Here is a 25674-nt window from a genome sequence, read left to right on the forward strand (position 1 = left end):
TTGTAAGTAACTAATTCTCATGCTATTTACTTATAATGACTACCTTAAAGGCTAATAAGTATTGATACATATTGGCCTTTAATATCCTTCACGCTGTACTTTCTATTTTTCCGCCCTGTTTGGGAATAACTCTAAAACCTTTTTGATCTACTTCTAGCCTAACCTTCCGTTTTAAAGCCACTGCATATGATTAACTGATTAGTAAAGCCCCATTGATAAAACAGCTTTACGATAGTATGACGTACTGATAATCTCTCCCCCAAATTTTAATAGAGTGAAGTACTGTAAATGGGTGTTAGCAACATTTCAATCAAGAACAAATTAACGTTGATATTTGTTGTCATTATTTTCGCAATGACAATGATTCAGACGTATATAACAGGGAAGCAGCTTCTTAACGAAACATACCGTTCAATCCAGCAATATTCGACAACCTTAACGAATGCTAATGTCGCGGGTATTGAAAAATGGATTGAAGGGCGCATTAACGTGGTAAACGCTGCCAAAGATGCCTTCAAATACACTGATGATCCTAGAAGTTACTTCACACAGAGCACCAATGCAGGTCGATTCCAAATTGCGTACGCAGGCCTTTCTGATGGCCAATTCTTACAAGGTGTCGATTTACCTGTACCTGAAGGTTATGACCCTCGCTCTCGTGATTGGTACAAAGTTCCTATGGCTACCGGACAAACTGTCGTCACCGAACCTTACATTGATGTGGCGACCAACGACCTTGTTGTGACCATTGCGAGCCCATTTCGTACCAATGGTTACTCTGGAGTAATTGGTGCGGATCTTAATCTCAATACATTGATCAACGATGTAGTCAGCATTGAACAGCCAGGCGTTTACGCATTCCTTGTCGATGGCAAAGGTAATGTCGTTGCCCACAGAGATCGTAGCTTAGCCCTGAAATCCGTGTCTAACGTATCAAATAACCTATCAGCGCAAAAAATCAGGTCACTTTCTCAAAACACTGAATTTGAAGAACTGATGATTGACGGTGCTGAGTCTCTCCTTTCCGCTCAGAAAGTCCCACATACCGATTGGTACTTTACTGTCGTAATCGACAAGACCAAATCTTTTGCCTCTTACCGCTCATTGTTACGCCAATCGGTGATTTTTGGCCTGATTCAACTTGCCGTTATCGCATTTGTGGCAATGTTCATCATCAAAAAAGCACTCGCGCCGTTAACAACGCTCAGCTCAGCAATGGAAGCACTCTCTAAAGGTGATGGCGACTTAACACAACGTATTACAGTAAATAGCAAAGATGAGATCGGTACCCTAGCGCACCACGTCAACGCTTTCATCGCCAAACTACAAGAAATTGTTCGTGATATCGCAGACTCTTCGAGTCAATTGAACGAGCAATCTGAAGTTAGCACCAATGTTGCTCGCCAAACCAGTGATGGGTTGTCGGTTCAACTGCATGAAATATCTCAAATTGCTACCGCTGTGCATGAGATGTCAGCAACGGCAGAAGAAGTGGCAAACAACGCACAAATGACCGCTGACTCGGCAATTAGCTCCACAGAGAACTGTGAGCAAGGTAAACAAGTGATCATTCGTAACCAAGATTCGATCACCAACCTTGCACAGCAAGTAGAAAATGCCTCTGGTATCATCCAAGAGCTCGAAAAGAACGCACTGGATATCAATACGATTCTTTCGACCATTTCTGATATTGCTGAACAAACTAACCTACTCGCTCTTAATGCAGCAATTGAAGCGGCACGTGCTGGTGAACAAGGTCGCGGCTTCGCAGTTGTAGCAGATGAGGTGCGTGTTCTTTCTCAACGAACTCATAGCTCTACTGATGAGATTCGTGAAATGATTGAAACTCTACAGAAAAACAGTATGAGTGCGGTTGAATCAATGCAGCGCAGCCAAGACTTGGCACAATCCAGTGTCGACGATGCAAACAACGCGACGACAGCACTAGAAGAGATCGCGACGTCGATCCAACAGATCTCCGATATGGCCTCACACATCTCAAACGCGGCTTCTGAACAGAGAACTGTAACTGGCGAAGTGAGTAAGAACATTCAGTTAGTTAATGACGTGTCAGACAGCATGTCGACTGAGGCAGATAACTCTCGTCAACTTTCTGAAGAGCTACGAGGCATCGCCCAACAGTTGAATACCCAAGTGCAGTTGTTCAAATACTAATTAGACGTTTAGATCTAACCTAAACAAAAAGCCCCCGAACACATAAGTGGTCGGGGGCTTTTTATATGTTCGTGTCGATGAACCGTTAACGACAGTTCACCTACACAACTCTATATTAATCGTTAGCTGTTATAGGTTAACCATCAACATCTTTTTCTGGTGATCTAGGTACTCTTCGTAACTACCTTGGAAACTCACTAGCTGTTGGTCTTTCACATCAATGATGTGTGTTGCCAATGAAGATACAAACTCACGGTCATGGCTCACGAAGATAAGCGTACCAGTGTAAACCTTAAGTGCATCGTTTAGGGCTTGGATAGCTTCCATGTCCATGTGGTTGGTTGGCTCGTCCATCACAAGCACGTTGATGTCCTGCATCATTAGCTTGCCGAATAACAGACGGTTCTTCTCACCACCAGAACAGTTGCGAGCTTTCTTGTTCGCATCGTCAGCCGTAAACAGTAGACGACCTAGAATGCCACGTACCATTAGGTCATCGTGCTTCGCAGTGCGCCATTGTGAGATCCAATCGAAGATACTCAGGTCGTTATCAAAGTCCTTAGTGCTGTCTTGTGGGCAGTAACCTACAGAAGCATTTTCAGACCATTTAACGATACCTTCGTTCTGCTCTAGCTCTTGAACGAGACAACGTAGCAGCGTGGTTTTACCCACACCGTTCTCACCGATAACCGCAAGGCGCGTACCCGCTTCAAGCAGCAAATTACCACCAGCAAACAGTGTTTCGCCATCGAATCCGTGACCAAGTTCTTGAAGTTCAAGCGCTTGACGGTGCAGTTTCTTACCTTCACCGAAATCAATTGATGGGCTCATACGGCTCGATGATTTCACTTCATCAAGCGTAATTTTGTCCATTTTCTTAGCTCGTGAACTTGCTTGTTTTGCTTTAGATGCATTAGCACCAAAACGGTTCACGAAATCTTGAAGCTCACTGATTTCAGCCGCTTTCTTAGCATTGCTTGCTAGAAGTTGTTCACGAATCAAACCAGACGCTTCTAGGAAATACTCGTAGTTACCTGGGTAAATACGAAGCTCACCGTAGTCGATATCTGCCATGTGCGTACACACAGAGTTCAGGAAGTGTCTATCGTGCGAAATGATGATCATTGTACATTTACGCTGATTGAGTTCTTCAGCAAGCCAGTTGATCGTGTGAATGTCCAAGTTGTTGGTTGGTTCATCAAGAAGCAGGATGTCTGGGTTTGCAAACAAAGCTTGCGCCAATAGCACACGCAGTTTCCAACCCGGAGCAACTTGCTGCATCAGGCCAAAATGGAACTCTTCTTCGATACCCGCTTGGATTAGGATGTCACCAGCACGGCTTTCCGCTGTGTAGCCGTCCATTTCTGCGAATTCACTTTCAAGCTCAGCGACTTTCATACCGTCGTCTTCGCTCATTTCTGGCAAAGAGTAGATACGGTCACGTTCTTGTTTTACTTCCCACAGTTTTCTGTCGCCCATGATTACAACGTCGATAACGCTGTATTGTTCGAAGGCGAACTGATCTTGGCTTAGCACACCCAGTTTTTCTCCTGGGGTGATAGAAACGTTGCCCGAACTCGGCGCTAGTGCGCCACTTAGGATTTTCATGAACGTTGATTTGCCGCAACCATTGGCGCCGATCAAACCATAACGGTTGCCGTTACCAAATTTAGCAGAGATGTTTTCAAACAGCGGCTCTGCGCCAAATTGCATTGTGATGTTCGCGGTAGATATCAAAGAACTAATTCCTAAGCGTGTGCTGACAGATAATTATTAGGCAGAAAGACGTGCCTAAATATGAAGTACGAAAGTATGGATTAAACAAAAATCGAAGCGCGGATTATATAGAGATCAGGATCACATTGTCGAGGTTAAAGAGTTAACGGATTGCGAACAATGCACAATTAAATGCATTTCATCGGTTATTACGCCATAAATAGAAAAAATCCCCGCTAATTCCGTTAGCAGGGATTCGATTTATCAAAACAGAAATGTCAGGTTGAGTCACAACTCATCGACTTAAATCTATTTAGTTATTTTCTTCTGAACGTATTTTTTGCTTACGTCTACAACTGCAACATCTCTAAAGAAGCTTCTGCCCAACAGAAGTGGGAAAGAAAGATGCGTTCGGTCTGCTAGCGTAAATTCAGTTTTGTCTTTTAGATCACCAATTTGAATCGAAGCAACAACAACAGCACGTCGTTGTGTACCTTCCGCGCTTGATTGCTTGATCTTAACCCAGCGTTCTACTGGTAAGCTTATCTCTTCAGTTGTAATGCCGTCATGTTCAATTTTGAACTTAACCCAATCTTTACCGTCACGTTCAAAATCAACAATATCAACGGCGCTGATTGAAGATGTAGTCGCACCAGTATCAACACGCGCTTTAAACGCTTCTTTCAAACCAGGTACAAACACCCACTCTTCTTCACCAAGGATCAGTTTGCCATCGCTTGTTTTAGTCGGCTTTGGAGCCGGCTTTTCTTCAGGCTTTGGCTTCGCTTCTGGTTCAGTTGGTTTTACTTCTTCAGCCTTCTCTGTAGGTTCCGTTACTTTCTGATCTTCAGTTGCATCAGTCTTTGAAGAATCATCCACAGCAGGTTGTTCTACTTGAGGCTTTTGCTCAGGCTCGGCAGGCACTTGAGTCGTCGTCGAACAAGCAAACAAGCCACCACTTAGCATTAAAACTACAATCGCTTTCCAGTTATACATTCAGTCACCTTCTATTTTGAAACGTTAGCTATCGCTTTAGCTACATAAGGAATATGAGATTCAGAAAGGCCTGCGATATTAATGCGTCCGTCACCAACACCATAGACTCCATATTCTTCACGTAATTGATTCATTTGAGTTTCTTTAAAGCCTAGTACACTAAACATGCCTTTATGGCTTTCAATGAAATCAAATTGTGACGTGTTATAAGTATTTCGCAATTCATCACATAAACTTTGGCGCAGATTTAACAAACGTTGCTGCATTTCACTCAATTCTTGCTTCCAAATCGATGTTAGGTCTTGATTCTGAAGAATTGTTTTAACCAAAGCTGCACCATGATCTGGTGGCATTGTGTAAGTTGAACGCGCAAGAGTAAGAAGCTTACCTTTAGCATTGCCAACGTGTTCGCTGTTCTTGCCAATCACGATAGCGGCCCCCGTTCTTTCACGGTACAAACCGAAGTTCTTTGAGCAAGACGTTGTGATAAGCATCTCTTCAACGTTATTTGCCATGTGTTGAAGACCTTTCGCGTCTTCTTCTAGGCCGTCTCCAAAGCCTTGGTAAGCAATATCAACGAACGGTAAGAAACCATTCTTTTGCGATAACTTAGTGATTTCCTGCCACGCTTCGAAGTTAATGTCAGCACCCGTTGGGTTATGACAGCAACCGTGCAGTAGTACCACGTCTGATGGACCGGCTTTTGAAAGGTCGTCCAACATTTTTGCAGTATCAACTTGCTTCGTTTCAGGACTGAAGTAATTGTAGTAGCGAACTTTTAAGCCTGCTGCTTCCATCACCGGTTTGTGGTTAACGTAGCTTGGGTTTGAAATCCAAACCGTCGTGTCTGGTTGAGAAACTTTCATTAAGTCTCCCAACATACGAAGTGCACCACTTGCACCCGGTGTTTGAATCGCAGCAACGCGATCCATTGCAGAAGTCCCTTTAAGCAACAGATCAACCATGCTCTGGTTAAACTCTTCACAGCCTGCTAGGCCAACGTAAGCTTTGGTTTTCTGAGTTTCAACAACGATATCTTGAGCCTTCGAAACGGCTTTCATGATCGGTGTTTCACCTTGGTCGTTTTTGTAAACGCCAATGCCTAAATCGACTTTGTCAGTGCGAGTATCGCCGCGGTAAGCAACAGAAAGAGATAGAATTGGATCTAAAGTTGGTTTTGGTAGATGTGAAAACATGAAAGTCACAACCCTTTGAAATTCAAGTAATGGATTTCACGTTAACATTTTCGTACTAAAATCAGAAACATTTTTTAATAGAAGCGCTTAGTTACCATAAGTAATCAGATATTGGTCGTTTCAAACGGATAAATAGTGCAAATTTCAAACACCTAATGACCCATTGCACAATTCAAAGCTCTTTATTTATATCCGTCTTATGTTCCTATTTTCTTATGTTTCCGTGTGCCCGATTAAAATTGTTATTGGGCACTTTGTTTGAATTGTCTTGGTGTCATTCCTGACCACGCCTTAAACCGAGTACTAAAGTTAGCGGCATTTGGATATCCGACTATCTCACCGATGTGTTGAATCGACCAATCACTCGACCTGAGCAATCGAGCAGCGTATTCCATTCTCATACGCATAATATGCGTCATCGGGCTATGAGAATAATAACGTTGGCACAAGCGATGGAAATGCGGCTCTGAACACGGGAATAGGTTTGCTAGCTCATGCACATTCCACTCTTTGTGAAGCTGCTTTTGCACGTTATCGAACACACGTCTCAAGCGAATCAAATTTCGAGATTGCTGCTGCGGGACGGGCGCATTAATCATGAACTCTATTTGCGCTACGCTGTGAATGGCAATCGCCCCGCCTAAATCAATGGGCAAGGCAATACTTCTCAGCAATGTATGAATACAAGACGAAACAACTTCTGCTGCTGGAGAGAGCGTATAACTCACCTCATCACTGACGACATTATCCCATTGCTTGTCAGGCGATAGAAAAATCCACGCGATCTGCCATGTTTCTTCCTCAATACCAAAACCGTTCTCAACGCCTGCAGGCACAGTAATACACGAACCTGGCTCGAGAATATATCGACACCCTTCACTTTCGAGCCACCCTTTGCCTCTTACGGTATACAGCAACATGTGTTTTTGTTGGTTCTTTCTGTAGACAGAGAAGAAATCGCGGCACGATGCTGTCCCACATTGAACGATACCTAGCTCTTCGAATGCCAATACATGGCTTTGATCGACAAACTCTTGATGCGTTTTTTCTGAGATCTCGTACCGTTCTTGTTTCTCGCTCATTCCACTGCTAGCTCGCTCATGTCGCCAAACCACTAAAGTGGATAGTTTGACAAAAGTTTGTGATGAGTCTGAACAATACAGCTAAAACAAATGCCGATAAACTTCTCGCATATTCACTAGAGGGAAAATGCGATGCTCTCGACATATCGTCATTTAGACAAAGAATTTTGGCAAAAGCTATTACACATCGGTTTACCTGTCTCATTGCAAACCATGTTGTTTTCATTGCTCGGCGTGGTCGATATTTTCATGGTCAATCAGCTTGGTGATGCGGCAACCGCAGCAGTCGGCGTTGGCAACCGTATATTCTTCTTTAACTTAATCATGGTATCCGGAATTAGCGGTGCAGTTAGTGTGCTAGCTTCGCAATATTTTGGAGCGGGTGATTTCAATGGCATTCGACGTGTGTTGTCGCAATCTTGGGCTTTGTCTATTTTTGCCATCATCCCTTTTGTTTTGATTTATACACTGGTTCCTGAATCAGTCGTGTCTGTGGTGGCCTCAGACCCTGATTACGTCCGCTTGGCAACGGATTACCTTTGGATAACAGGCGCCAGCCTTATTGGTACCGCGATAGTAGTGCCGCTAGAAAGCGCATTGCGATCAGTCGGTGAAGCTAAATTGCCCACTAAGATCAGTATTTGGGCGATCATCGTGAATGCGATTCTAAATGCACTGCTTATCTTCGGGTTGTTTGGCTTTCCTGAGCTAGGTGTGGTTGGCGCTGCTATCGGCACCACGGTTTCACGATGCTTTCAAACTGTTGCACTGGTAGTGATGGCAAGAAAACACTATTCACATTTGTTCCCTACAATCGGCAGTTGGCGCGATGCCATCTTGCCAAAGCACAGAAAGAAGTACTTCAAGATCGCGATTCCTATGTTAGTTCACGATACGGCTTGGGCTGGTGGAATACTGATATACAACGTCATTGTTGGTCAGATGGGTGTTGGCGAGCTTGCGATCATCTCACTGTTATCGCCAGTGGAAAGTATCTTAATTTCAGCCTTCTTGGGCTTTGCAGTTGCCGCCTCGATCATTCTAGGCAATGAGATTGGAGCGAAGAACTATCAACGAGTTGAAAATACCGCTTGGGGCTATGTGCTTGTGAGTTGTGCGCTTGCAACTTTAGTGGCAGTGCTGTGTTTTATCGCCAAGCCAGCCATTGTTCAATTAATCGATTTAACGCACTTGGAACTCAAAGATACAGCGGTCAACGTCGCTTTAGTGATGGCGGCAGGGATGATATTGAGAGTATTCAACATGGTTGGTATCGGAGGAGTGTTAAAAAGCGGTGGCGACATCAACTACAGCATCTTCATCGACATATTCGGCCAATGGGCCATTGGTATTCCCCTCGCCTATTTCACCGCTTTAGTGCTTGGCTGGTCGTTAGAATGGGTACTAATGATTGTATTACTGGAAGAACTAGCGAAAATCGTTTTAACTAGCCAGCGGATTCACTCTAAGAAATGGATCAACAACTTAATAGAAGAGCCAGATCAAATCGCTGTATAAATGCTAGTTTGAGTTAACAAACGAAAAGAACTCACACCCAAGGGCCGATTGGTTGCATTGCGCTAACCATGACGCCCTTTTTCGTTTTACGGGTGTGCTAAGTCACGACAACAGTTATAAATCAGTAAATCGATGGATGATTTGGTTTGAACTGCCACGCCAATCCAACATTGGGTCCGCTTTATCTTGTTCAAAGCGACCGTCAATCAATGTATCCACGTATTCAAGCACTTGCTTCTGCTTTTCATCGAGTTCGTCGAGTTCGTAGCCTGTCCACATCCAGATATCTTTGCCTTCACATTCAGCTTTTACACGCTGAACTAGCTTAAGCACTTCAGACACATTCGCAGGATGGAGCGGATCACCACCAGAAAGCGACAAACCACGACGTTTGATTCGCGGATCATTCAGATCAGCAATGATGTGGTCTTGAAGTTCTTGAGTAAACAAATGCCCAGAGTCCAACCTTTGCGTGGATTGGTTATAACACCCACGGCACTGATGCACACAACCCGACACAAACAAGGTGCAGCGTGTACCTGGGCCATTTACAACGTCGATGGGGTGATATTGATGATAATTCATAAGGCAGTATTGAAAACTCGTGATGGCTTAGTGGTTGAATTCGAAAAGTAGCGAGAAGTGAAACAAATGAATTGGTATCGACATAGTGCCGATACCAATCTTATTTCTTGGAAACCTAGCTCTTCTAAGTAAGCTAGCTGATGAGCTTAGAGCTTACTAAAGATGCTTCACGCGGCGTTTAACTTCTTCTTGCTTACCGAAGTTAAATGGTCGTGCATCTGGGCTACCAAGGTAACCACAAACACGACGTGTTACCGATACTTTGGTTGAGTCATGGTTGCCACATTTAGGGCACGTAAAGCCCTTACTTGTACAATCAAACTCACCGTTGTAACCACATTCGTAGCACTCATCAATTGGCGTATTCGTGCCGTAGTAAGGTACGCGTGTGTAGCTGTAGTCCCATACGTTTTCTAGTGCTTCGATGTTCTTCTGCATGTTCGGGAACTCACCGTAACAGATGAAACCGCCGCTAGATATTTCAGGATAAGGCATCTCGAAATCGATCTTGTCGTATGGGTTCACTTTCTTCTGTACGTCTAGGTGGAAGCTGTTTGTGTAGTAACCGCGATCAGTTACACCATCAATCACACCAAACTCTTTGGTATCAATGCTGCAGAAACGGCTACATAGGTTTTCACTTGGTGTGCCGTACAGGCTGAACGCGTAACCTGTCTCTTTCGTCCAAGATTCCACTTCACGCTTCATATATTCCACCAGCTCCAGCGCTTTAGCACGCATTTCGCCATCGTCGTACAAGTGAACGTCAGTACCGTAAAGTGCGGTCATCGCTTCGTGGATACCAATGTAACCAAGAGAAACAGAAGCACGGCCGTTCTTGAAGATGTCTGCGATAGAGTCGTCCGCTTTCAAACGTACGCCACATGCACCTTCCATGTATAGGATTGGCGCAACACGCGCTTTCACGTTTTCTAGACGAGAGATACGAGTTTCTAATGCGCGACGAGCAAGCTTGAGTTTTTCATCAAGCAGTTCGTAGAACTTAACCATATCTTGCTTCGCGTTAATCGCGATACGTGGCAAGTTCAAGCTAACTACACCTAAGTTGTTACGGCCTTCGTGAATCAACTCACCGTTTTCTTCGTAAGTATTCAAGAAGCTACGGCAACCCATAGGCGTTTTGAATGACCCTGTCACTTCTACTACTTTGTCGTAGTTAAGAATGTCTGGGTACATACGCTTAGACGCACACTCTAGCGCTAGTTGCTTGATGTCGTAGTTTGGATCTTGCTTCTGATGGTTCAAACCATCTTTGATTGCAAACACCAATTTAGGGAACACGGCTGTTTTACGGTTCTTACCCAAACCTGCAATGCGGTTTTTCAAGATAGATTGCTGGATAAGTTTCGAACCCCAGCTTTCGCCTAAACCAAAACCAAACGTCACGAATGGTGTTTGACCATTAGCTGTGTGCAGCGTGTTTACTTCGTATTCCAATGACTGGAACGCGTCGTAACACTCTTTCTCTGTACGAGAGATAGCAAAAGCTTCTGGGCTATGAATGTCCCACTCTTTCGCTAATGATAAATGCTTCTCGTAGCTTGCCATTACGTAAGGTTCTAGAACCTCATCGATACGATTAATCGTTGTACCGCCGTATATGTGGCTCGCCACTTGTGCGATGATCTGTGCTGTAACCGCAGTCGCCGTAGAAATAGACTTAGGAGTGTCGATTTCCGCGTTACCCATCTTGAAGCCATGCGTTAACATGCCTTTCAGATCGATAAGCATACAGTTAAACATTGGGAAGAACGGGGCGTAGTCTAGATCGTGGTAATGAATGTCACCACACTCGTGAGCTTGTACGATGTCACGCGGCAAAATGTGAGTTTTCGCATAGTGTTTAGCCACGATACCCGCCAGCAAATCACGCTGAGTTGGGATAACTTTGCCGTCTTTGTTGGCATTTTCATTGATCAGATCCACATTGCTTTCTTCGATCAAACCTTCGATCTCACGAGTTAAAGCGCTTTGCTTTTCACGTGCGATGTCGCGGTCATGACGATATTCAATGTAGGCACGAGCAAGAGACTTATAAGGCCCCTGCATTAGCTCGTTCTCGACCATAGTTTGAATTTCAGAGATATGAACTTCATCGTAGTCTTCGAGCTTCAACTCAACTGCTAATGCCACATTCAGTGCATAAATAGCAATTTCCTTATCGGCTTTGTCTGATGCTGCTTCCACTGCAGCTTGGATGCGATCTCTACTGAATGGAGCCCTTGAGCCATCACGCTTGATTACGATTGATTTCACCACTTCTCCTTACTCTTGAGCTATTCACAGACTTATCCACAAACACACTATATAGAGCGATTTATCGTTTAACTAACACTAGATATTGTGGCGTATTTAACGAGAACCACCAACTTTGAGTATTGATTTGGATCAATAAAAAGAGAACGCTGACTAAGATCAATTCAATATTATTACGTGAGTTCTCAAGTCGAAAAGAAACAATGTAACAATAAAAAAACTGCTAAAAAGAGTTGAATTTTCGGTAAGTGTTGTAGGATAACGGCTCATCAATATTGGCAGACAAAATTAGGGATATTTGGCATGAAACGACTTCGAAACTGGATAATGTTGGGTTGCTTACTCAGTAGCCACTCATTTGCTGAACCTTTGACCATATCCAGTTGGAATATCGAATGGTTATCAACCAACGAGACTGTGAATAAGTTTTCCGCCCAACGTGATCAAGCTGATTTCGATAAACTCAAAGAGTACTTCCAATCTTTAGATGCGGATGTGGTTGCGTTTCAAGAAGTCGATGACGCAGATGCCATTCAGCGTGTGGCTGGCGATCAATACAAGATATTGATGTCTGACCGAGCATTACCAGAAAACAGTAAGCGCCAGTTCAAAGAAGTGAACCAATACACAGGCTTCGCAGTTCGTAAAGGAATCACACTCACCGACTACGCTGACTTTCCTCTGGAATCGAGTGCCAACAGCAAGCTTAGGTTCGCCAGCTATGTGGTCATTGAAACAGGCTCGAAGCCAATTCACATGTTGTCTGTCCATTTAAAGGCAGGCTGCAGTGGGGCGTATAAGTCTAACCGCGATTGTTCACGCCTAAAAGACCAAGCTCAACAACTCAATAAGTGGATACAACAAAGAGAACGCAACGGTGAGGACTACGCGATTCTGGGGGACTTCAACCATAACCTATCCTACTCAAGAGATTGGATGTGGAAGGGTTTAACTGAAAACACGGATGCTCGTTTGGCGACAAGAAAGACCCGTGCGGATTGTAAGGTTCGCTCAAATCGTAATAACCACCGCACACACCAATTCCGCTCTGTAATAGACCACATTGTCGTTAGCGATTCATTAAGTGCATCACCTGCGAAGCAGAAGGTATTTGAAACGCAAGATGTGCTGGATTACAAACTCAGCGACCACTGCCCAGTTTCAACGACCATCAAATAATAGATAGAGATGTAAAAATAGGCTGACTGGCTTTCTTATTAAAGCGTGTCAGCCTCTCAAATGGTCATATCAAGCCTATTCTATAAGCGATAAGTTTAGCACTAGCAAGTTTTATTCGTTCGACCTGCCAACCACATTCCCGCCAGCATGCTTATCATAAATACCCACACGGTTGGGTTACCGCCACTGAGACTAGTTACCGCAGGCCCTGGACAAAAGCCTGCCAGCCCCCAACCTAAGCCAAACGCTGTTGAACCTAGAATCAGTTTTCTGTCGATTAGTGGATTGTTACGGCTATCTAACGGCTCACCATTAAACGCTTTAGCGCGCTTTTTAATAACTAGGTGATAAAATGGAGCGAACACCAGTAGCGCACCGCCCATCACGAATGCCAAGCTCATGTCCCAGTTACCGGTAATGTCTAAGAAGCCGAGCACTTTCTCAGGATCAACCATGCCTGAGATGATCATTCCAGACCCAAACAGAATACCTGCGACCAAACCAATAACGATAGTAAATGAAGCGTTTTTCATTATGCCCCCAAGCCAATTAGATTCTTGATAAACACGGTTACGATTGCCACACCCATAAATACACAGGTCGCAACAATAGAACGTTTAGATAAACGAGCCATTCCCACAATGCCATGTCCGCTAGTACACCCATTCGCCGTTTTAGTGCCGAAACCCACTAACAGACCAGCAATAACTACCACCAATAGGTTCATCTCTTCCAATTGAGGGAGTTGGTAACCGGTAGGAATCAACAACCAACCACTTACGACCATTCCAACAACAAATGCGATACGCCAATGCTTGTCAGTTTTATCTGTATCCACGCCTTCGCTCTCTTTGTTGCTGGTGCCAACTGGTAATAAACGGCTAACAATGCCACTAATACCTGCAACTCGACCAATGCCCAACATTAAAACAATGGCCGACACGCCTAACAACATGCCTCCGAAAAAAGCATCCCAAGGAATCAAACTAAGCATAGACCTCTCCTATCAACGAACATCATAAACTCATAACAACCTTTAAATTAGAGTTTACTAATAAATATAAATTAGTCAATGCTAATATAAATTCCCTCGCTTATGCTTATGTTTGTTTGATTTACTATCCAGCCAGCACAAAAAAACCCTTAGGCATTAACCTAAGGGCTTATGGTTTCATTTGAACTGTATGTCAGTTACTTAGTCTTGTTCTTTTCAGCTATCCACTGAGACATGTACTTGGTACTCGCCATGCTGTGGTGCTTAAGCATCGAGCCAAAGAAGTTATCCAGTCGATGAGATTCAAGTTCAGACTCTAGCGCAATCAATCGCTCGATTAATTTGTCGCCCAGTTGATTCTGATCGTAGTGTGCTTCAAGAATTGAGTGACATTGGCTTTGAGCCTTAAGCCACCTCTCTTCATCTTCATAGAGAGCGACAGCTTGTTCAACAAACTCATCAATATCATCTGCCACCGCACCCGGCCATTGCAGTTCGCCTTGTGGTAGCATGCCTTCACTGCCGATCTCACTCGTCACGTTTGGTGTTTTCAGCTTCATCGCATCAAGCAACTTGCCTTTAATGCCCGCACCAAAACGTAATGGCGCAACACATACACGTGCCTCTTCCATCACTTCTTGAGCATCTTTAGCCCAACCTTTGATGTGGAAACCGGTTTTAGGATTGTGCAAAGCGGTTGCCTTTGGTGGCGGGTATGAACCGTATATATGAAGTTCAGTATCAGGCAACTGCTTACGAATCTTTGGCCAAATCTTCTGTAATTGAAGCACTGCATCCCAGTTAGGCGCATGTCTAAAGTTACCTATCGTCATGAAATGCTTACGCTCTTCAAAGCTTCTCGTACTTTTAGGTAACGTATTGAGATCAACCATGAACGGCAGATGATGTAATAACTTTGGATCGATATTGAACTCAGATTGGAGCAATTCCATCTCGTAGCTTGAGATGATCAACGAAAGATCACAGCGCAGAATCGCAGCAATTTCACGTCTCGCTAAGTCACTGTACAAGTACTCTTTGGTCAGCTCAGCCTCTTTCTTAACAGCTTCATGTCTAGCATTGCGTAGGAACTGTAAATCTTCAGTATCCAACAGCTTAAAGGCATTCGGACATACCTTCTCAACACGCCAGCCGAATTGCTCTTCCATCATAAAACGGTCAAACATGACGACATCTGGTTGCAGCTCTTCTATGTACTGGTCAAAGCTATCGCAATTTAGCTGAATAGATTGGCTTGTGATGCCCTCTTCAGAAAGGTCGATCATATGCTCGGTTTCTTGAGCTGGCGTTGCGAACTCAACAGACCAACCTTGTCTCTTAAATAGACGTAATAGAGACATCATATGGCTGCCAGCCGCCGATGAATTCGGTTCTGGCCATACGTAGCCAATTGCTAAAACTTTCTTCAAAACACTTCCTAAGAAATAACAAAAGGGACTGTAGAAGTCCCTAATTAAACGTAAATCGATTTATACCGCTGATTATAATTAGTTTTAAAACTCAGCGATCAGATTCGCTCACCTACATTGCGAGCTATCATAAGCACTTCATCCGCAGAGTACAGGTTTGAAATCGTGGTTTCGATCTCTGCGCCCAACGTCGATTGATAAAGCTTTTGTGCAAAGTTGTCTGCTCTGGTGGTCACTAATACATGTTTTAGCGTCGAGCCTTGCTCTGCTAGTTTCTGCTTCACTTGCGGCAAAGAGTCTAGAATCAGCTTTTTACCCAATCCTTGCCCCTGCGCGCTCGGTGCCACAGCAAGTTGCTCTAGTTCCAAAACAGCTTCAGGCCTAAACCCACTCTTTTGCACCCAAATTATGTAGCCGACAATCACGCCATCGCTTTCAGCAACAAAGTTAAGAAAACGTGGTGCGGCACTTAAGTTACATTGTAACCAATATTTTGAGTTTTGCTGTCGAACAAAAGTAGCTTGGTGAACTAAAGCCGCCCCATCGAGGTCGGCTTCTGCCATAAAACGAACTTGCGCCATGATGCTACTCGTTCTCAGAATTGGGACGCGTTTTACAGTGTAAAATGGCTCTTTCTAAAAGCTCTAAAGCAGAGTTATCCGCTTCTGGAAGCTTAGCATCCGATTGACCTAGCGGTTCAACACGGCTGCCCCACTTAATATGACCAGCTCCCCAAGTTAAACCGGCACCGAATGCCGCCACAAGGATGTTTGAGTTAGGTTTAACAAAGCCTTGCTCTAACGATTCACACAATGCAATCGGCACAGTCGCAGCCGACGTATTGCCGTAGTTTTGAATGTTCACAAAGGCTTTCTCGCGCTCAATGCCAGCCATATCGCAAAGCGTTTGAATAATTCGGATGTTCGCCTGATGTGGAATCACAACATCAATGTTGTCTGTTGAGATACCTGTGCGGCTCAATACGGTGTGGGCAGCCGCACCCATGCCTTTAACTGCACGCTTGAAGATCTCTTTACCCACGAAATCGAAGTCCCAGTAACCGTTATCAGCCGCAAAACGGTCCATTGAAGTACCGAACTTAGGCACAGCTAGAATATCTCGGCCTTCCGCATCACAGCCGATTTGCGCTTCTTGGAGACCAACTTGCTCTTCAGTGCGAGAAAGTACGACAGCACCCGCACCATCACCGAATAGAACCGCAGTATCACGCTTGGTCCAGTCGATGAAGAATGAAAGACGCTCTGCACCGACAACGATAGCGTTGCGGTAGTTGCCCGCTTGAATCAATCGAGTTGCTGTTTCAACACCGTAGATGAAGCCTGTACACGCTGCATTAAGGTCAAAAGCCGCTGCGCTCTTAATGCCTAGGTTCTGTTGCACTTTAGACGCAGTATTTGGAATAAGAGAGTCTGGGCTGCACGTTGCGATGATCACGAGATCGATGTCTTCTACAGTAAGACCAGCACACGCCATTGCGTGTTGAGCAGCAACAGTCGCTAGTTCAGAGGTATTTACATGACTGATACGACGGTTTTCGATACCAGTTCGAGTTCGAATCCACTCGTCAGACGTATCAATAAAAGTGCTTAGGTCATCATTAGACAGCACGGCTGGTGGCAGACACTTTCCCCAGCCCGTAATTTCGGCGTAAAATTTTGTCATCATTTACCTGTTTATTGTTTGTTTTTATTTAAGTATCGTATTCTAGTTTTAAACAGTATAAGCGTTCCGTGCGTGATTCGTAAATCGCGTTAGCCACGGAGTTACAATAAAAGAGAAAGTTATGTCTACATTCAACACTCGTTGCCCTTCTTGCGGTGGCGTAAACCGAGTTCCTTCAGAAAGAATTTCAGAAAGCCCTACTTGTGGTAAGTGCAAAAACGCATTGCTAGACGGCGCGCCAATCGAAGGCACGTCATTGAATTTCCAATCTATTTTGAACAGTTCACAGCCTGTGGTTGTCGATTTTTGGGCAACATGGTGCAACCCATGTGTAGGCTTCGCACCTGTATTTAGCGATGTCGCTAAAGAGCGCGCTGGCGATGTTCGATTTGTTAAGATCGATACCGAAGCTCAACAGCAACTGGCGGCTACGTATCAAATCAGAAGCATCCCAACGGTGATGGTATTTAAGAACGGTCAACGAGTTGATACGATCAACGGTGCTTTACCGAAAGGTCAGTTTGATCAATGGCTTAATCAAGCTTTGGATAAATAAGTTTGCCTAAAATCATTCATTAACCGGCAAACAAAAATAGGTTATGAGCCCTTAACGAATAAGGCTTCATAACCTATATTAAGACAACAATTTGTCGTTATTGTCTCTAAACACTCAATTCGTGTTCTGCGTTCTCACCTGCTTCATGCTTGTTCAAATCACTCTTCAGATTCAAGTCGCTTTGTTCACTCAAACCATATTGCTCTTTGATCTGGTCAGCAATCTTCTCTGCGATCATGATAGTTGGCGCGTTGGTATTCGCACCGACAAGTGTCGGCATAATTGAAGCGTCAATGACTCGTAAACTCTCTAGCCCATGAACTTTCAAATCTTTGTCCACTACTGCCAGTACATCATCGGCGGTGCCCATTTTACAGGTTCCTACAGGGTGGTACTGGGTATCTGAACGATTACGGATATCTTGTTCAATCGCCTTGTCATCATTGGCATCGACCGGATAAAAAGCATCCCCACGAATATCATCAAACGCTTCGCTTTCTAGCATCTGATATTGCTTCTTCCACCCTTTAATCATGATTTCCATGTCATCAGGGTGACTGAAAAACGCTGGGTCGATCTTTGGAGGATCGTAAGGATCAGAGCTATTGAGTGTCACGGTGCCATGGCTTTTTGGCCTCAGCAAGGTGACATGTGATGTAAAGCCATGACTGGTATGGATTTTTCTCGCATGGTCATCCACTACCGCAACGACAAATACAAACTCCAAATCCGGCACTGCGATATGATCATCAGAACAAAGAAAACCAATGCCTTCCGCAAAGTTGCTGCTCATTTTCCCACGGCGCTCTTTGTGCCACAAAGGTAATGCTTTGGTCATTTCAGCGGCCATTTGCAACGAGATACCGAAAGTTTCTCGCTTTTCGCTGCACTTATAGGAGTGAACCAAATCGATATGATCTTGCAAGTTCTTACCCACTCCTGGTAGCTCATGGACTTGCTCGATGCTATGTTCCGCAAGCTCATCTTTAGCACCCACGCCTGACAGCAACAACAGTTGAGGAGATCCGAATGCGCCTGCAGATAGAATGACTTCCTTGTTACATCGAATCTGGTAGCACTTACCGTTTGAACCATATTCAACTCCAACCGCTTTCTTACCTTCAAACAAGACTTTATGAGTCGTCGCTTTAGTTACGACAGTTAGGTTGGAACGCGATAGGTTTGGCGTTAAGTAAGCCTTGGCAGCACTGCATCGTTCACCATTTAACTGAGTTACCTGAGTCGGCATGGCACCAAACTGAGCAGCTCCGTTGATGTCTTCATTTCGCGGTACACCTATCGATTCACACGCGGACAAGTAGCGCTCCAACATTGGGCTCGGCGACCTAAGGTTTGCCACATTTAAAGGACCACCTTGACCATGATACTCATCTTTGTGTACTTCGTTGTTTTCAGCTTTCTTAAAGTAAGGCAGGCATGACTCATAGCCCCATCCTGCATTACCTAAACTTTCCCAAGTGTCATAGTCATAGCGATGCCCACGCGCGTACATCATGGCGTTAATAGAACTCGACCCGCCTAGTGTCTTCCCTCTCGGCTGATAACCTTTACGACCATTTAAGCCCGGCTGTTCAACCGTCTCAAAAGCCCAGTTATTGAGCTTGGTTGGCATCATCGCCACAACGCCAACTGGAGTATGAATAAAGGGGCTTGTGTCTTTGCCACCAGCCTCGAGCAAACACACGGTAGTATTTGGTTCTTCTGACAATCGAGAAGCCATCACGCACCCAGCTGAGCCGCCGCCTACAATAATAAAGTCATAGTTATCCATTGATTGCCTCCCCAACTTCTAAAGGATGTAGCTCTCGCTTTAAGATTTTTCCTGTTGCCGTCATGGGTAGCGCGCTACGAATGAATACTTTACGAGGGTATTTGTAATCGGCCAGTTGTTCTCGGCACCATGCCATTAACGCTTTACTGTCACATTGTGTATGCTCGTGTAGTACCACATGGGCATGAATCTCTTCACCCAACTGCTCATGATGTTCACCAACCACAGCCACCATCTCAACATCCGGGTGACACATCAACACTTCTTCGATTTCTCTAGGATAAACGTTATAACCGCCTCGGATGATCATGTCTTTCACACGATCAACAATGAACAAGTTACCGTTCTCATCAACCCGTCCGATATCACCCGTTAAAAACCAACCATCTCTGATCGCTTCTGCCGTTGCTTCAGGTCGTTGATAGTAACCTTTCATGACACTTGGGCTCTTAATGCACACTTCACCCAACTCTCCCATCGCCACTGACTTGCCCTGCACGTCAGTGATCTTGATAAGATGTCCACACAGTGGTTGACCAACACTGCCAGACAGTCGATCACCATCAATGTGATTAAAGGTCGCGACTGGCGCCGTTTCAGATAGCCCGTACCCTTCCAATATCGGCAGTTCAAAGCGCGACTCAAACTGACGAATAACCTCAAGTGGCATAGACGCCCCTCCAGACACACCTAACCTCAAGCTATGCTTAACCTGTTCAGAACGTTTGCTTGTGTTTTCAGAAGTATCAGGAGATTCTTCTCCCGCTCTGAGCAGCGCGATATACATGGTAGGAACGCCAGCAAACACGCTTACTTTGTGGCTAATGATTTGTTCAATCACCAATGATGGTTCAAAGCGTGGAATCAAGACCATAGTTGAACCCGTCAACACACTCGCGTTCATCATTACGGTTTGACCAAAACTATGGAACAGAGGAAGTGTTGCCATTGTTGTATCGCTGTATTCCAATCTCATCAGATACTGCGAGGACATTGCGTTGGTTTGCATGTTGGTGTGAGACAGCTCAGCCCCTTTTGGCTGGCCAGTAGTACCTGAGGTATACAGGATGACCGCTGTATCATCTCCATGGCAGGCTATAGATTCAAAAGGTTCTAGAGGTTGTCTCAACCAATCAGTCATGATTTCCTTCTTTTCAGCGGTTTCTGTAGAGCACGCATCACTACCTGAAGGGAGCGGCATAGAGACAAAATATTCACAGTTATTGGCCTGTTCAAAGGCTTGTAGCCCGTAACGCCCAATAGGAAGATCATCAGTCCCCTCAAAACAAAGGTAGGCCTTCGCGTCAGAGTCATTCAAGTGATAAGCAATTTCTCTCGCCTTAAACAACACGTTTAAAGGGACGACAACGCAGCCTGCTTTCAGAATGCCGTAATATGCGATGGGGAAATAAGTCACATTAGGACACGACAACGCAACCTTATCCCCTTTATTTAGTCCAAGTCGCTTTAGATTTGCAGCGACCTTCCCTGCAAGTTGTTCCAACTGAGCAAAGCTGACTTCATCCGCCCCCATACGTAGGGCGGCTTTGGTTGGAAAGAGTGAAGCGCTACGTTCTAAGTTAACAGCAAGATTGTGCATCCATGATCTCCTTGTTTGGCTGGACCTAGCGGTCACATTCGCCTTAGACGTTTAATCGTTGTAATGAGTTTTGTCTTTGTTGCTACGGGAGTCGCATATTGGATCGTCACGTATATAAAAGTGATTATTGAGAAAATGTTGGAAACGAACCAATGTGCAACTTGTGAAATTACAACATTTTGATAACATCCCGAACAGGTTTCAAAAAGACAAAAACCGGTGATATTCGGACACAACTCTAATAAGCCAAGTAAAACTTTGAACTAACGAATAAAAATTTTGAATTAACTTGGGGAAGTGAGAACAGACAAGAAGCGAAAATGTTAAGAGTTCGGTTAAGATGACCAACTTCAACAAGAGGAATTCTATGGAATACACCGCAGTCTATGAACCCGATATGCAAGCATTCGGTATTCTTGACCTTCAACTACTGCATCGTTACATGTCACCGGCTCTCAGTATCGAAGCGTTGCTGGAAGGCAGTAATATTGATGATCTTCAACTCAATACGCCAGATACTCACATTACTTTGGCGCAAAAGTTGGCGGTGTTCAGTAACGCACTAGCGAATACGGATGAAGGCGGATTAGGTTTACGAGTTGGCCAGCAGGCCCGATTTAGCGACTTTGGTGTGTTGGGCTATGCGGTGTTCAGTAGCGAAACGCTATTAGATGCTTTGTTGATCGGATTTAAATACTTGCAACTTGCCGGCCCCGTGCTGAGAAAGACCATGTCTGTAGAGGATAACGTTGGGTACTTTCGTGCAGAACAACTGATCGACTTAGATTCTGTGCTGCCATTTTGTTGCGAATATTGGTTTGCGGCGATCCAAAGCCTGTGTGAAGAAGTGCTGCAACAGCCCTTTCCATCTCAAGTGATCCGCTTCCCTTATCCGAAGCCAGAGTACGGTGACCTTTACACTGAGGTTTTTCGTTGCCCTGTTGAATTTAATAGTGACCGCCTTGAATGGCAGTTTGATGCAACCAGTTTGTACTCACCTCTCCCTACGGCCAATACCATCACATTGCAGATGTGTCTTAAATCATGTGATGACATGTTGGCAAAAGTAAGTGCATCCACCAGCTTAAAAGAAAAAGTCTCTCAAATGCTTCTTGAGAGGCCGGGATGTTACCCATCGATAGAGTCGATCTCCTCAGAGTTGGGCATGTCATCTCGTACATTGCGTCGCCATCTTAAAGCAGCCGATACGAGCTACCAGAAAATACTCGATCACGTTCGTTTCCATCTTTCTCGACACTACCTTTCGTCGACAAAAATGAGTATTGAAGAGATTTCTGAGCGTGTTGGTTTTTCTGACAGTGCGAACTTCCGTCACGCTTTTCGCAAATGGAGTGGAAGCTCACCACGTCAATACCGAAAAGAAGCGGTCTAACAGAAAATAACGCATTCAATTAAATTCTAGTCACAGTAATTAATATGCTATCGCCTTCTCTATTAAATGACCGATGAACAAGGGTTTAACGGCTTTTTGACCACATAAAATTTCGATAAATCATAAAATCTCACAACGGTATTTTAGTTTTGCTAGTCGACAAATTTCTTTTATCTTAACGACCATTTTTATTCGTTTTACCCAATTCAGTTTCTCCCCCATAGTCGCGGAAAATTCATCGTTTCTTTTACTATCAGAGGCTCCTGCATTGGACAACATCCAACCAACAACTCGCATAACTGTACCGGTTATTGCATTGTCTTTTTACGCGATTGCTTCAGGCTACTTAATGAGCTCTTTGCCATTAATGCTGTCTGAATATGGCCTAGACAGTAATCTATCGAGTTGGTTGGCGAGTGCCTTTTATGCAGGTCTTCTAGCGGGTACGTTATTGATCGAGCGTGCGATTGCTCGTATTGGTCATAAAGACGCGTTTGTAATGGCACTGAGCGTGTTCATCGCAACGATCCTTGTGTTGCCATTAATCCCACACCAAGCAGTGTGGCTAATTGCGCGCTTTGTTGCGGGTGTGTCGGTTGCGGGTATTTTCGTCATTGTTGAATCATGGCTAATGAGCGGTGACGAATCACAACGAGCAAAACGCTTAGCGATTTACATGTGTTCACTATACGGCGGTTCTGCAGTTGGTCAGCTAGGCATTGGTTACCTGGGTATCACTGGCGGCGTACCTTTTATCGCGATGTTCACACTGCTATTTGGTGCAATCATTGTGTTGATGTACGGACAAGCGACACCACCACAGATTCACGATGCTCAGTCTCTGTCTCTAAAACAGATCAGCAAATTGAGCCACAGCGCTTTAATTGGCTGCATCGTGTCTGGGCTGACACTGGGTGCTATTTACGGTTTGATGCCAGTAGAGCTTGCTCAACGTAACATTGCGCATGAAGACATTGGTGGCTTGATGGCTTTAGTGATCATGGGTGGCATGGCTGTACAGCCGATGGTGACTTGGTTATCTCACCATGTAGGTCAAGTGTTGTTAATGGCTTTGTTCTGCCTACTCGGTGTGGCAAGCATTGGCGTACTAACGATCAATCATGACTTCTACGTATTAGGCATGAGCCTGTTCGTACTAGGCATGGCGACGTTCGCACTTTACCCAATTGCAATTAACTTGGGCTGCCGTAACTTAGATCCAAGCTACTTGGTATCAGTGACTCAAATCATGCTGCTTTGCTACAGCATAGGTTCAGTTGCGGGTCCGATTGTGGCGGACAGCTTCATGGATTCGCAAGCTGGGTTATTTACTTACCTGTTTGCGTCTCTACTAGCGACTACGATTTACATGTTGATCGCAAGCCTTAAACGCTCTCACCTACAAATTGCTGGTGAATAAGTCATTATCTTACTTTTGAGCGATACACATAGGGGCGCTTCACTAAAGACATTACGTCCAAATGAAGTGCCCTTTTTTATACGCGATATTTAGAAGATGACACTAAGGTTGGAACACGTAGCCTTCACCAGTGATCGTTAGGATCAATCCATCACCAAGAATTGAGCGTATCTCTGAAATAGCGACAATCACAGAAGAGTTTGTGACCTTCTCACCTTCCCAGCCAATGTCTTTTAGCTGTGGAACACTGAATAGTTGTCCACGGTGACGATTCATAGAAAGAATAATCTTTCTATAAGCCAATGGCATCGTTCCTACGATATAACCATTTTCTAAATTGCGTATGAGCTTTGTGTTCAGCTCAATAACTTTGCCGTTTACCTCCAATACCTCGTTTTGTTCTACACGTTTATCTTCAATTACAGGGGAAGAGTCCGTATTCATATAATATTCCCTAATAGAGCAACCAACGACACAACTTTATTAAGAGGTGTGTTTAATAACGTCACTTATAAATGGACGTTTCAAATCGAAGATAATGAAAGCAGCTTATACGGTAAAGTGATTAAAATTTTATTATTAGATTATGAACAGAATATCAACAGCAGGGTCTAGGCTCTAACAAATAACCTTCATTCGGTATGGTATAGATACATTTACAGTCTATCATCCTGCGAATTTCATAAATGGCAACAAGCACTGAAGCGGATGTTACCGATTTCCCTGGCCACCCTACGCGCTTAAGTATGTTCTTGCTGATAACTACACCTTTGTTCTGATAAAGGTAAAAAAGCACCTTACGGTGAGGTTCAGACAACGTCCCAACAATTGAGCCACTGTCTTCCTTTCGGACCAGTTTCGTTTTAGTATTCACTTCTCTCATGTTCAGAACGATTTTTCGTTCAGTGCCAAAATCCGGCATATCCGTTACTTCATGTGGCATTACGTACCTCTTATTTTGTGGATCAACCATAGCAATTTGACTAGTTACGGTCATAAAAGTGAGGGGAAATTACATAACACCAATCTTGAAAAATACAGTAAATCTACTGCATTTCTCGGTTATCAGACATCACAAATGAACACTGTTTTATATCGTGTTTTTGATAGGGTTTAGGCCTAGATACGTACCCTATATTACCTTTCCTTTGACTTTGTTTTTCAGATCAGATAGTTAGCATAGAAGCCGGTGGCTTTTACGATATTGGCTCGGTGACAAACCAAAATGCTTCTTAAATCTATGTGAAAAGTTGTAAGGGTCTTTATAGCCTAAACGATTGGCTATCATCGACACCGACCAATCTTGTTGCTTTAGCAAACTGGTTGCTTTATCCATTCTCAACTGAATCAATTTGCTTCGTGGAGACACATTGAATAGCGACTTAGTGACTCGGTTTAATTGCTCTTCACTAATAAACACTTGCTCCGCCATCCCAGCAACCGTCCAAGGTAGGTGCAAACTACTTTCAATTTCGTTGTATAGCGCCTGAACACGCGCTGTCGTACTGGTCGACTTAGGTTCAAACCCAGTTAACGTACGGATGATTTCACTCATCAGTAGTTTTCGATAACTCGCTCTGCCGCCAATTTCAAAGTGAACCAAATTCATCAGCGACCAGATTTGCTCACACTCTCCGAAAGGGACAATGCTCTGCCCCAAACTCACGATGTGTTGCCACTGTGAAGTATCTGGCGTCAGCATCCACGCCATTTTCCAATAGTTGTATTGAGGATCAAGTTCAAATCGAAATGGCGTTTCAGCAGGAAGAACCACAAGCGTATAAGGAGTAATAGCTTGTACTGAGGTCGCGGTTGTTAATATTCCGCCCCCATCTTGAGTGAAAATCAATGTATGGACGTTCACCGATTCTCGTTCAACCCAATACGCATCATACAGCTTTGCCATTCCCCCCATGTAAACACCGCAGCTTTTCATCTCTGGGATATCTTCAACGGTCAAAAAACGTTCTTTACACTGTTCTGCGAGAAACACGTCATCTTGCCAGGTTGATTTTGGCTTCATGTTATCAATGACGGATTCGCACAGGTTTTGTTGTTTTTTAAACATGTTGTTACTTCACT

General features: G+C 44.3%; 22 protein-coding genes. 6 read left to right on the top strand and 16 right to left on the bottom strand.

Annotation, left to right across the window (positions count from 1 at the left end):
- Positions 1-288: 288 nt before the first annotated feature.
- Positions 289-2175 (top strand): methyl-accepting chemotaxis protein, encoded by a 1887-nt coding sequence (locus OCV56_RS17540; protein ID WP_086714041.1) that lies wholly within the window; start codon positions 289-291, stop codon positions 2173-2175.
- A gap of 129 nt (positions 2176-2304) precedes the next feature.
- Here the strand turns inward: OCV56_RS17540 and OCV56_RS17545 are convergent, their stop codons facing one another.
- From OCV56_RS17545 to OCV56_RS17560, 4 genes are all read right to left on the bottom strand, one after another.
- On the bottom strand, positions 2305-3912 hold the full coding sequence (locus tag OCV56_RS17545) for an ABC-F family ATPase (RefSeq protein WP_086714042.1): 1608 nt from the start codon (positions 3910-3912) through the stop codon (positions 2305-2307).
- Between the two features lie 288 nt (positions 3913-4200).
- Positions 4201-4887: a putative ATP-dependent zinc protease gene (locus OCV56_RS17550; protein WP_086714043.1), complete on the bottom strand. Its 687-nt coding sequence runs from the start codon at positions 4885-4887 to the stop codon at positions 4201-4203.
- Positions 4888-4898: 11 nt separating this feature from the next.
- Positions 4899-6083 (bottom strand): amino acid aminotransferase, encoded by a 1185-nt coding sequence (locus OCV56_RS17555; protein ID WP_086714044.1) that lies wholly within the window; start codon positions 6081-6083, stop codon positions 4899-4901.
- Between the two features lie 242 nt (positions 6084-6325).
- A complete protein-coding gene (locus tag OCV56_RS17560) occupies positions 6326-7165 on the bottom strand; it encodes an AraC family transcriptional regulator (RefSeq protein WP_086714045.1) in 840 nt (279 codons plus the stop codon).
- A gap of 132 nt (positions 7166-7297) precedes the next feature.
- On the opposite strand from OCV56_RS17560, the gene OCV56_RS17565 reads away from it, so the two are divergent.
- Positions 7298-8683 carry an MATE family efflux transporter gene (locus tag OCV56_RS17565; RefSeq protein WP_086714046.1) on the top strand — a complete coding sequence of 462 codons (1386 nt, stop codon included), beginning with the start codon at positions 7298-7300 and terminating at the stop codon, positions 8681-8683.
- Positions 8684-8797: 114 nt separating this feature from the next.
- Here OCV56_RS17565 and nrdG read toward each other — a convergent pair whose 3' ends face one another.
- Together nrdG and nrdD are read right to left on the bottom strand one after the other, a co-directional pair.
- Positions 8798-9268: an anaerobic ribonucleoside-triphosphate reductase-activating protein gene (gene nrdG / locus OCV56_RS17570; RefSeq protein ID WP_017058260.1), complete on the bottom strand. Its 471-nt coding sequence runs from the start codon at positions 9266-9268 to the stop codon at positions 8798-8800.
- Positions 9269-9424: 156 nt separating this feature from the next.
- The gene (gene nrdD, locus OCV56_RS17575) at positions 9425-11545 is read right to left on the bottom strand and encodes an anaerobic ribonucleoside-triphosphate reductase (RefSeq protein ID WP_019822727.1); all 2121 of its coding nucleotides are present in this window, start codon (positions 11543-11545) and stop codon (positions 9425-9427) included.
- Between the two features lie 303 nt (positions 11546-11848).
- On the opposite strand from nrdD, the gene OCV56_RS17580 reads away from it, so the two are divergent.
- Complete coding sequence (locus OCV56_RS17580) at positions 11849-12724, top strand: endonuclease/exonuclease/phosphatase family protein (protein WP_086714047.1); 876 nt, start codon at positions 11849-11851, stop codon at positions 12722-12724.
- 101 nt (positions 12725-12825) lie between these two features.
- Here the strand turns inward: OCV56_RS17580 and OCV56_RS17585 are convergent, their stop codons facing one another.
- From OCV56_RS17585 to OCV56_RS17605, 5 genes are all read right to left on the bottom strand, one after another.
- Positions 12826-13257, bottom strand: a complete 432-nt coding sequence (locus tag OCV56_RS17585; RefSeq protein ID WP_086714048.1) for a YeeE/YedE family protein — start codon at positions 13255-13257, stop codon at positions 12826-12828.
- A complete protein-coding gene (locus tag OCV56_RS17590) occupies positions 13257-13718 on the bottom strand; it encodes a YeeE/YedE family protein (protein WP_086714049.1) in 462 nt (153 codons plus the stop codon). The genes OCV56_RS17585 and OCV56_RS17590 overlap by 1 nt, the downstream gene beginning before the upstream one ends.
- A 197-nt stretch (positions 13719-13915) precedes the next feature.
- On the bottom strand, positions 13916-15148 hold the full coding sequence (locus tag OCV56_RS17595) for a glycosyltransferase family 4 protein (RefSeq protein WP_086714050.1): 1233 nt from the start codon (positions 15146-15148) through the stop codon (positions 13916-13918).
- A gap of 98 nt (positions 15149-15246) precedes the next feature.
- A complete protein-coding gene (locus OCV56_RS17600) occupies positions 15247-15711 on the bottom strand; it encodes a GNAT family N-acetyltransferase (protein WP_086714123.1) in 465 nt (154 codons plus the stop codon).
- 22 nt (positions 15712-15733) lie between these two features.
- Positions 15734-16831, bottom strand: a complete 1098-nt coding sequence (locus OCV56_RS17605; RefSeq protein WP_086714051.1) for a ketoacyl-ACP synthase III — start codon at positions 16829-16831, stop codon at positions 15734-15736.
- A gap of 121 nt (positions 16832-16952) precedes the next feature.
- Here OCV56_RS17605 and trxC point away from each other — a divergent pair, with 121 nt between their 5' ends.
- Positions 16953-17387, top strand: coding sequence for a thioredoxin TrxC (gene trxC, locus OCV56_RS17610; RefSeq protein ID WP_086714052.1), 435 nt, complete (start codon positions 16953-16955; stop codon positions 17385-17387).
- Positions 17388-17493: 106 nt separating this feature from the next.
- On the opposite strand, the gene OCV56_RS17615 is transcribed toward trxC, so the two are convergent.
- Positions 17494-19179 (bottom strand): GMC family oxidoreductase, encoded by a 1686-nt coding sequence (locus tag OCV56_RS17615; protein WP_086714053.1) that lies wholly within the window; start codon positions 19177-19179, stop codon positions 17494-17496.
- The gene (locus OCV56_RS17620; protein WP_086714054.1) at positions 19172-20779 is read right to left on the bottom strand and encodes a long-chain-fatty-acid--CoA ligase; all 1608 of its coding nucleotides are present in this window, start codon (positions 20777-20779) and stop codon (positions 19172-19174) included. Before OCV56_RS17620 ends, OCV56_RS17615 begins: the two co-directional genes overlap by 8 nt.
- Positions 20780-21146: 367 nt before the next feature.
- Between OCV56_RS17620 and OCV56_RS17625 the strand changes: the two genes are divergently transcribed.
- Together OCV56_RS17625 and OCV56_RS17630 are read left to right on the top strand one after the other, a co-directional pair.
- The gene (locus tag OCV56_RS17625) at positions 21147-22172 is read left to right on the top strand and encodes an AraC family transcriptional regulator (protein ID WP_086714055.1); all 1026 of its coding nucleotides are present in this window, start codon (positions 21147-21149) and stop codon (positions 22170-22172) included.
- 268 nt (positions 22173-22440) lie between these two features.
- Entirely contained in the window at positions 22441-23592 is a 1152-nt protein-coding gene (locus tag OCV56_RS17630; RefSeq protein WP_086714056.1) for an MFS transporter, read from the top strand.
- A 102-nt stretch (positions 23593-23694) separates the two neighbouring features.
- Here OCV56_RS17630 and OCV56_RS17635 read toward each other — a convergent pair whose 3' ends face one another.
- The 3 genes from OCV56_RS17635 to OCV56_RS17645 form a co-directional block, all read right to left on the bottom strand.
- On the bottom strand, positions 23695-24036 hold the full coding sequence (locus tag OCV56_RS17635) for a helix-turn-helix domain-containing protein (protein ID WP_086714057.1): 342 nt from the start codon (positions 24034-24036) through the stop codon (positions 23695-23697).
- A gap of 154 nt (positions 24037-24190) precedes the next feature.
- Positions 24191-24514 (bottom strand): winged helix-turn-helix domain-containing protein, encoded by a 324-nt coding sequence (locus OCV56_RS17640; RefSeq protein WP_390903691.1) that lies wholly within the window; start codon positions 24512-24514, stop codon positions 24191-24193.
- Positions 24515-24766: 252 nt separating this feature from the next.
- The gene (locus tag OCV56_RS17645; protein WP_086714059.1) at positions 24767-25660 is read right to left on the bottom strand and encodes a helix-turn-helix transcriptional regulator; all 894 of its coding nucleotides are present in this window, start codon (positions 25658-25660) and stop codon (positions 24767-24769) included.
- Positions 25661-25674: the final 14 nt, after the last annotated feature.

Origin of the sequence: Vibrio gigantis, from assembly GCF_024347515.1 — a bacterium.
GTDB classification, from domain to species: Bacteria; Pseudomonadota; Gammaproteobacteria; order Enterobacterales; family Vibrionaceae; genus Vibrio; species Vibrio gigantis.

Bases quoted from the DNA above. Each gene is read 5' to 3' on its own strand.
- OCV56_RS17540 (WP_086714041.1), top strand. From the start codon at position 289: ATGGGTGTTAGCAACATTTCAATCAAGAACAAATTAACGTTGATATTT.
- OCV56_RS17550 (WP_086714043.1), bottom strand. From the start codon at position 4,887: ATGTATAACTGGAAAGCGATTGTAGTTTTAATGCTAAGTGGTGGCTTG.
- OCV56_RS17555 (WP_086714044.1), bottom strand. From the start codon at position 6,083: ATGTTTTCACATCTACCAAAACCAACTTTAGATCCAATTCTATCTCTT.
- OCV56_RS17560 (WP_086714045.1), bottom strand. From the start codon at position 7,165: ATGAGCGAGAAACAAGAACGGTACGAGATCTCAGAAAAAACGCATCAA.
- OCV56_RS17565 (WP_086714046.1), top strand. From the start codon at position 7,298: ATGCTCTCGACATATCGTCATTTAGACAAAGAATTTTGGCAAAAGCTA.
- nrdG (WP_017058260.1), bottom strand. From the start codon at position 9,268: ATGAATTATCATCAATATCACCCCATCGACGTTGTAAATGGCCCAGGT.
- OCV56_RS17580 (WP_086714047.1), top strand. From the start codon at position 11,849: ATGAAACGACTTCGAAACTGGATAATGTTGGGTTGCTTACTCAGTAGC.
- OCV56_RS17585 (WP_086714048.1), bottom strand. From the start codon at position 13,257: ATGAAAAACGCTTCATTTACTATCGTTATTGGTTTGGTCGCAGGTATT.
- OCV56_RS17590 (WP_086714049.1), bottom strand. From the start codon at position 13,718: ATGCTTAGTTTGATTCCTTGGGATGCTTTTTTCGGAGGCATGTTGTTA.
- OCV56_RS17600 (WP_086714123.1), bottom strand. From the start codon at position 15,711: ATGGCAGAAGCCGACCTCGATGGGGCGGCTTTAGTTCACCAAGCTACT.
- OCV56_RS17605 (WP_086714051.1), bottom strand. From the start codon at position 16,831: ATGACAAAATTTTACGCCGAAATTACGGGCTGGGGAAAGTGTCTGCCA.
- trxC (WP_086714052.1), top strand. From the start codon at position 16,953: ATGTCTACATTCAACACTCGTTGCCCTTCTTGCGGTGGCGTAAACCGA.
- OCV56_RS17615 (WP_086714053.1), bottom strand. From the start codon at position 19,179: ATGGATAACTATGACTTTATTATTGTAGGCGGCGGCTCAGCTGGGTGC.
- OCV56_RS17620 (WP_086714054.1), bottom strand. From the start codon at position 20,779: ATGCACAATCTTGCTGTTAACTTAGAACGTAGCGCTTCACTCTTTCCA.
- OCV56_RS17625 (WP_086714055.1), top strand. From the start codon at position 21,147: ATGGAATACACCGCAGTCTATGAACCCGATATGCAAGCATTCGGTATT.
- OCV56_RS17635 (WP_086714057.1), bottom strand. From the start codon at position 24,036: ATGAATACGGACTCTTCCCCTGTAATTGAAGATAAACGTGTAGAACAA.
- OCV56_RS17640 (WP_390903691.1), bottom strand. From the start codon at position 24,514: ATGCCGGATTTTGGCACTGAACGAAAAATCGTTCTGAACATGAGAGAA.
- OCV56_RS17645 (WP_086714059.1), bottom strand. From the start codon at position 25,660: ATGTTTAAAAAACAACAAAACCTGTGCGAATCCGTCATTGATAACATG.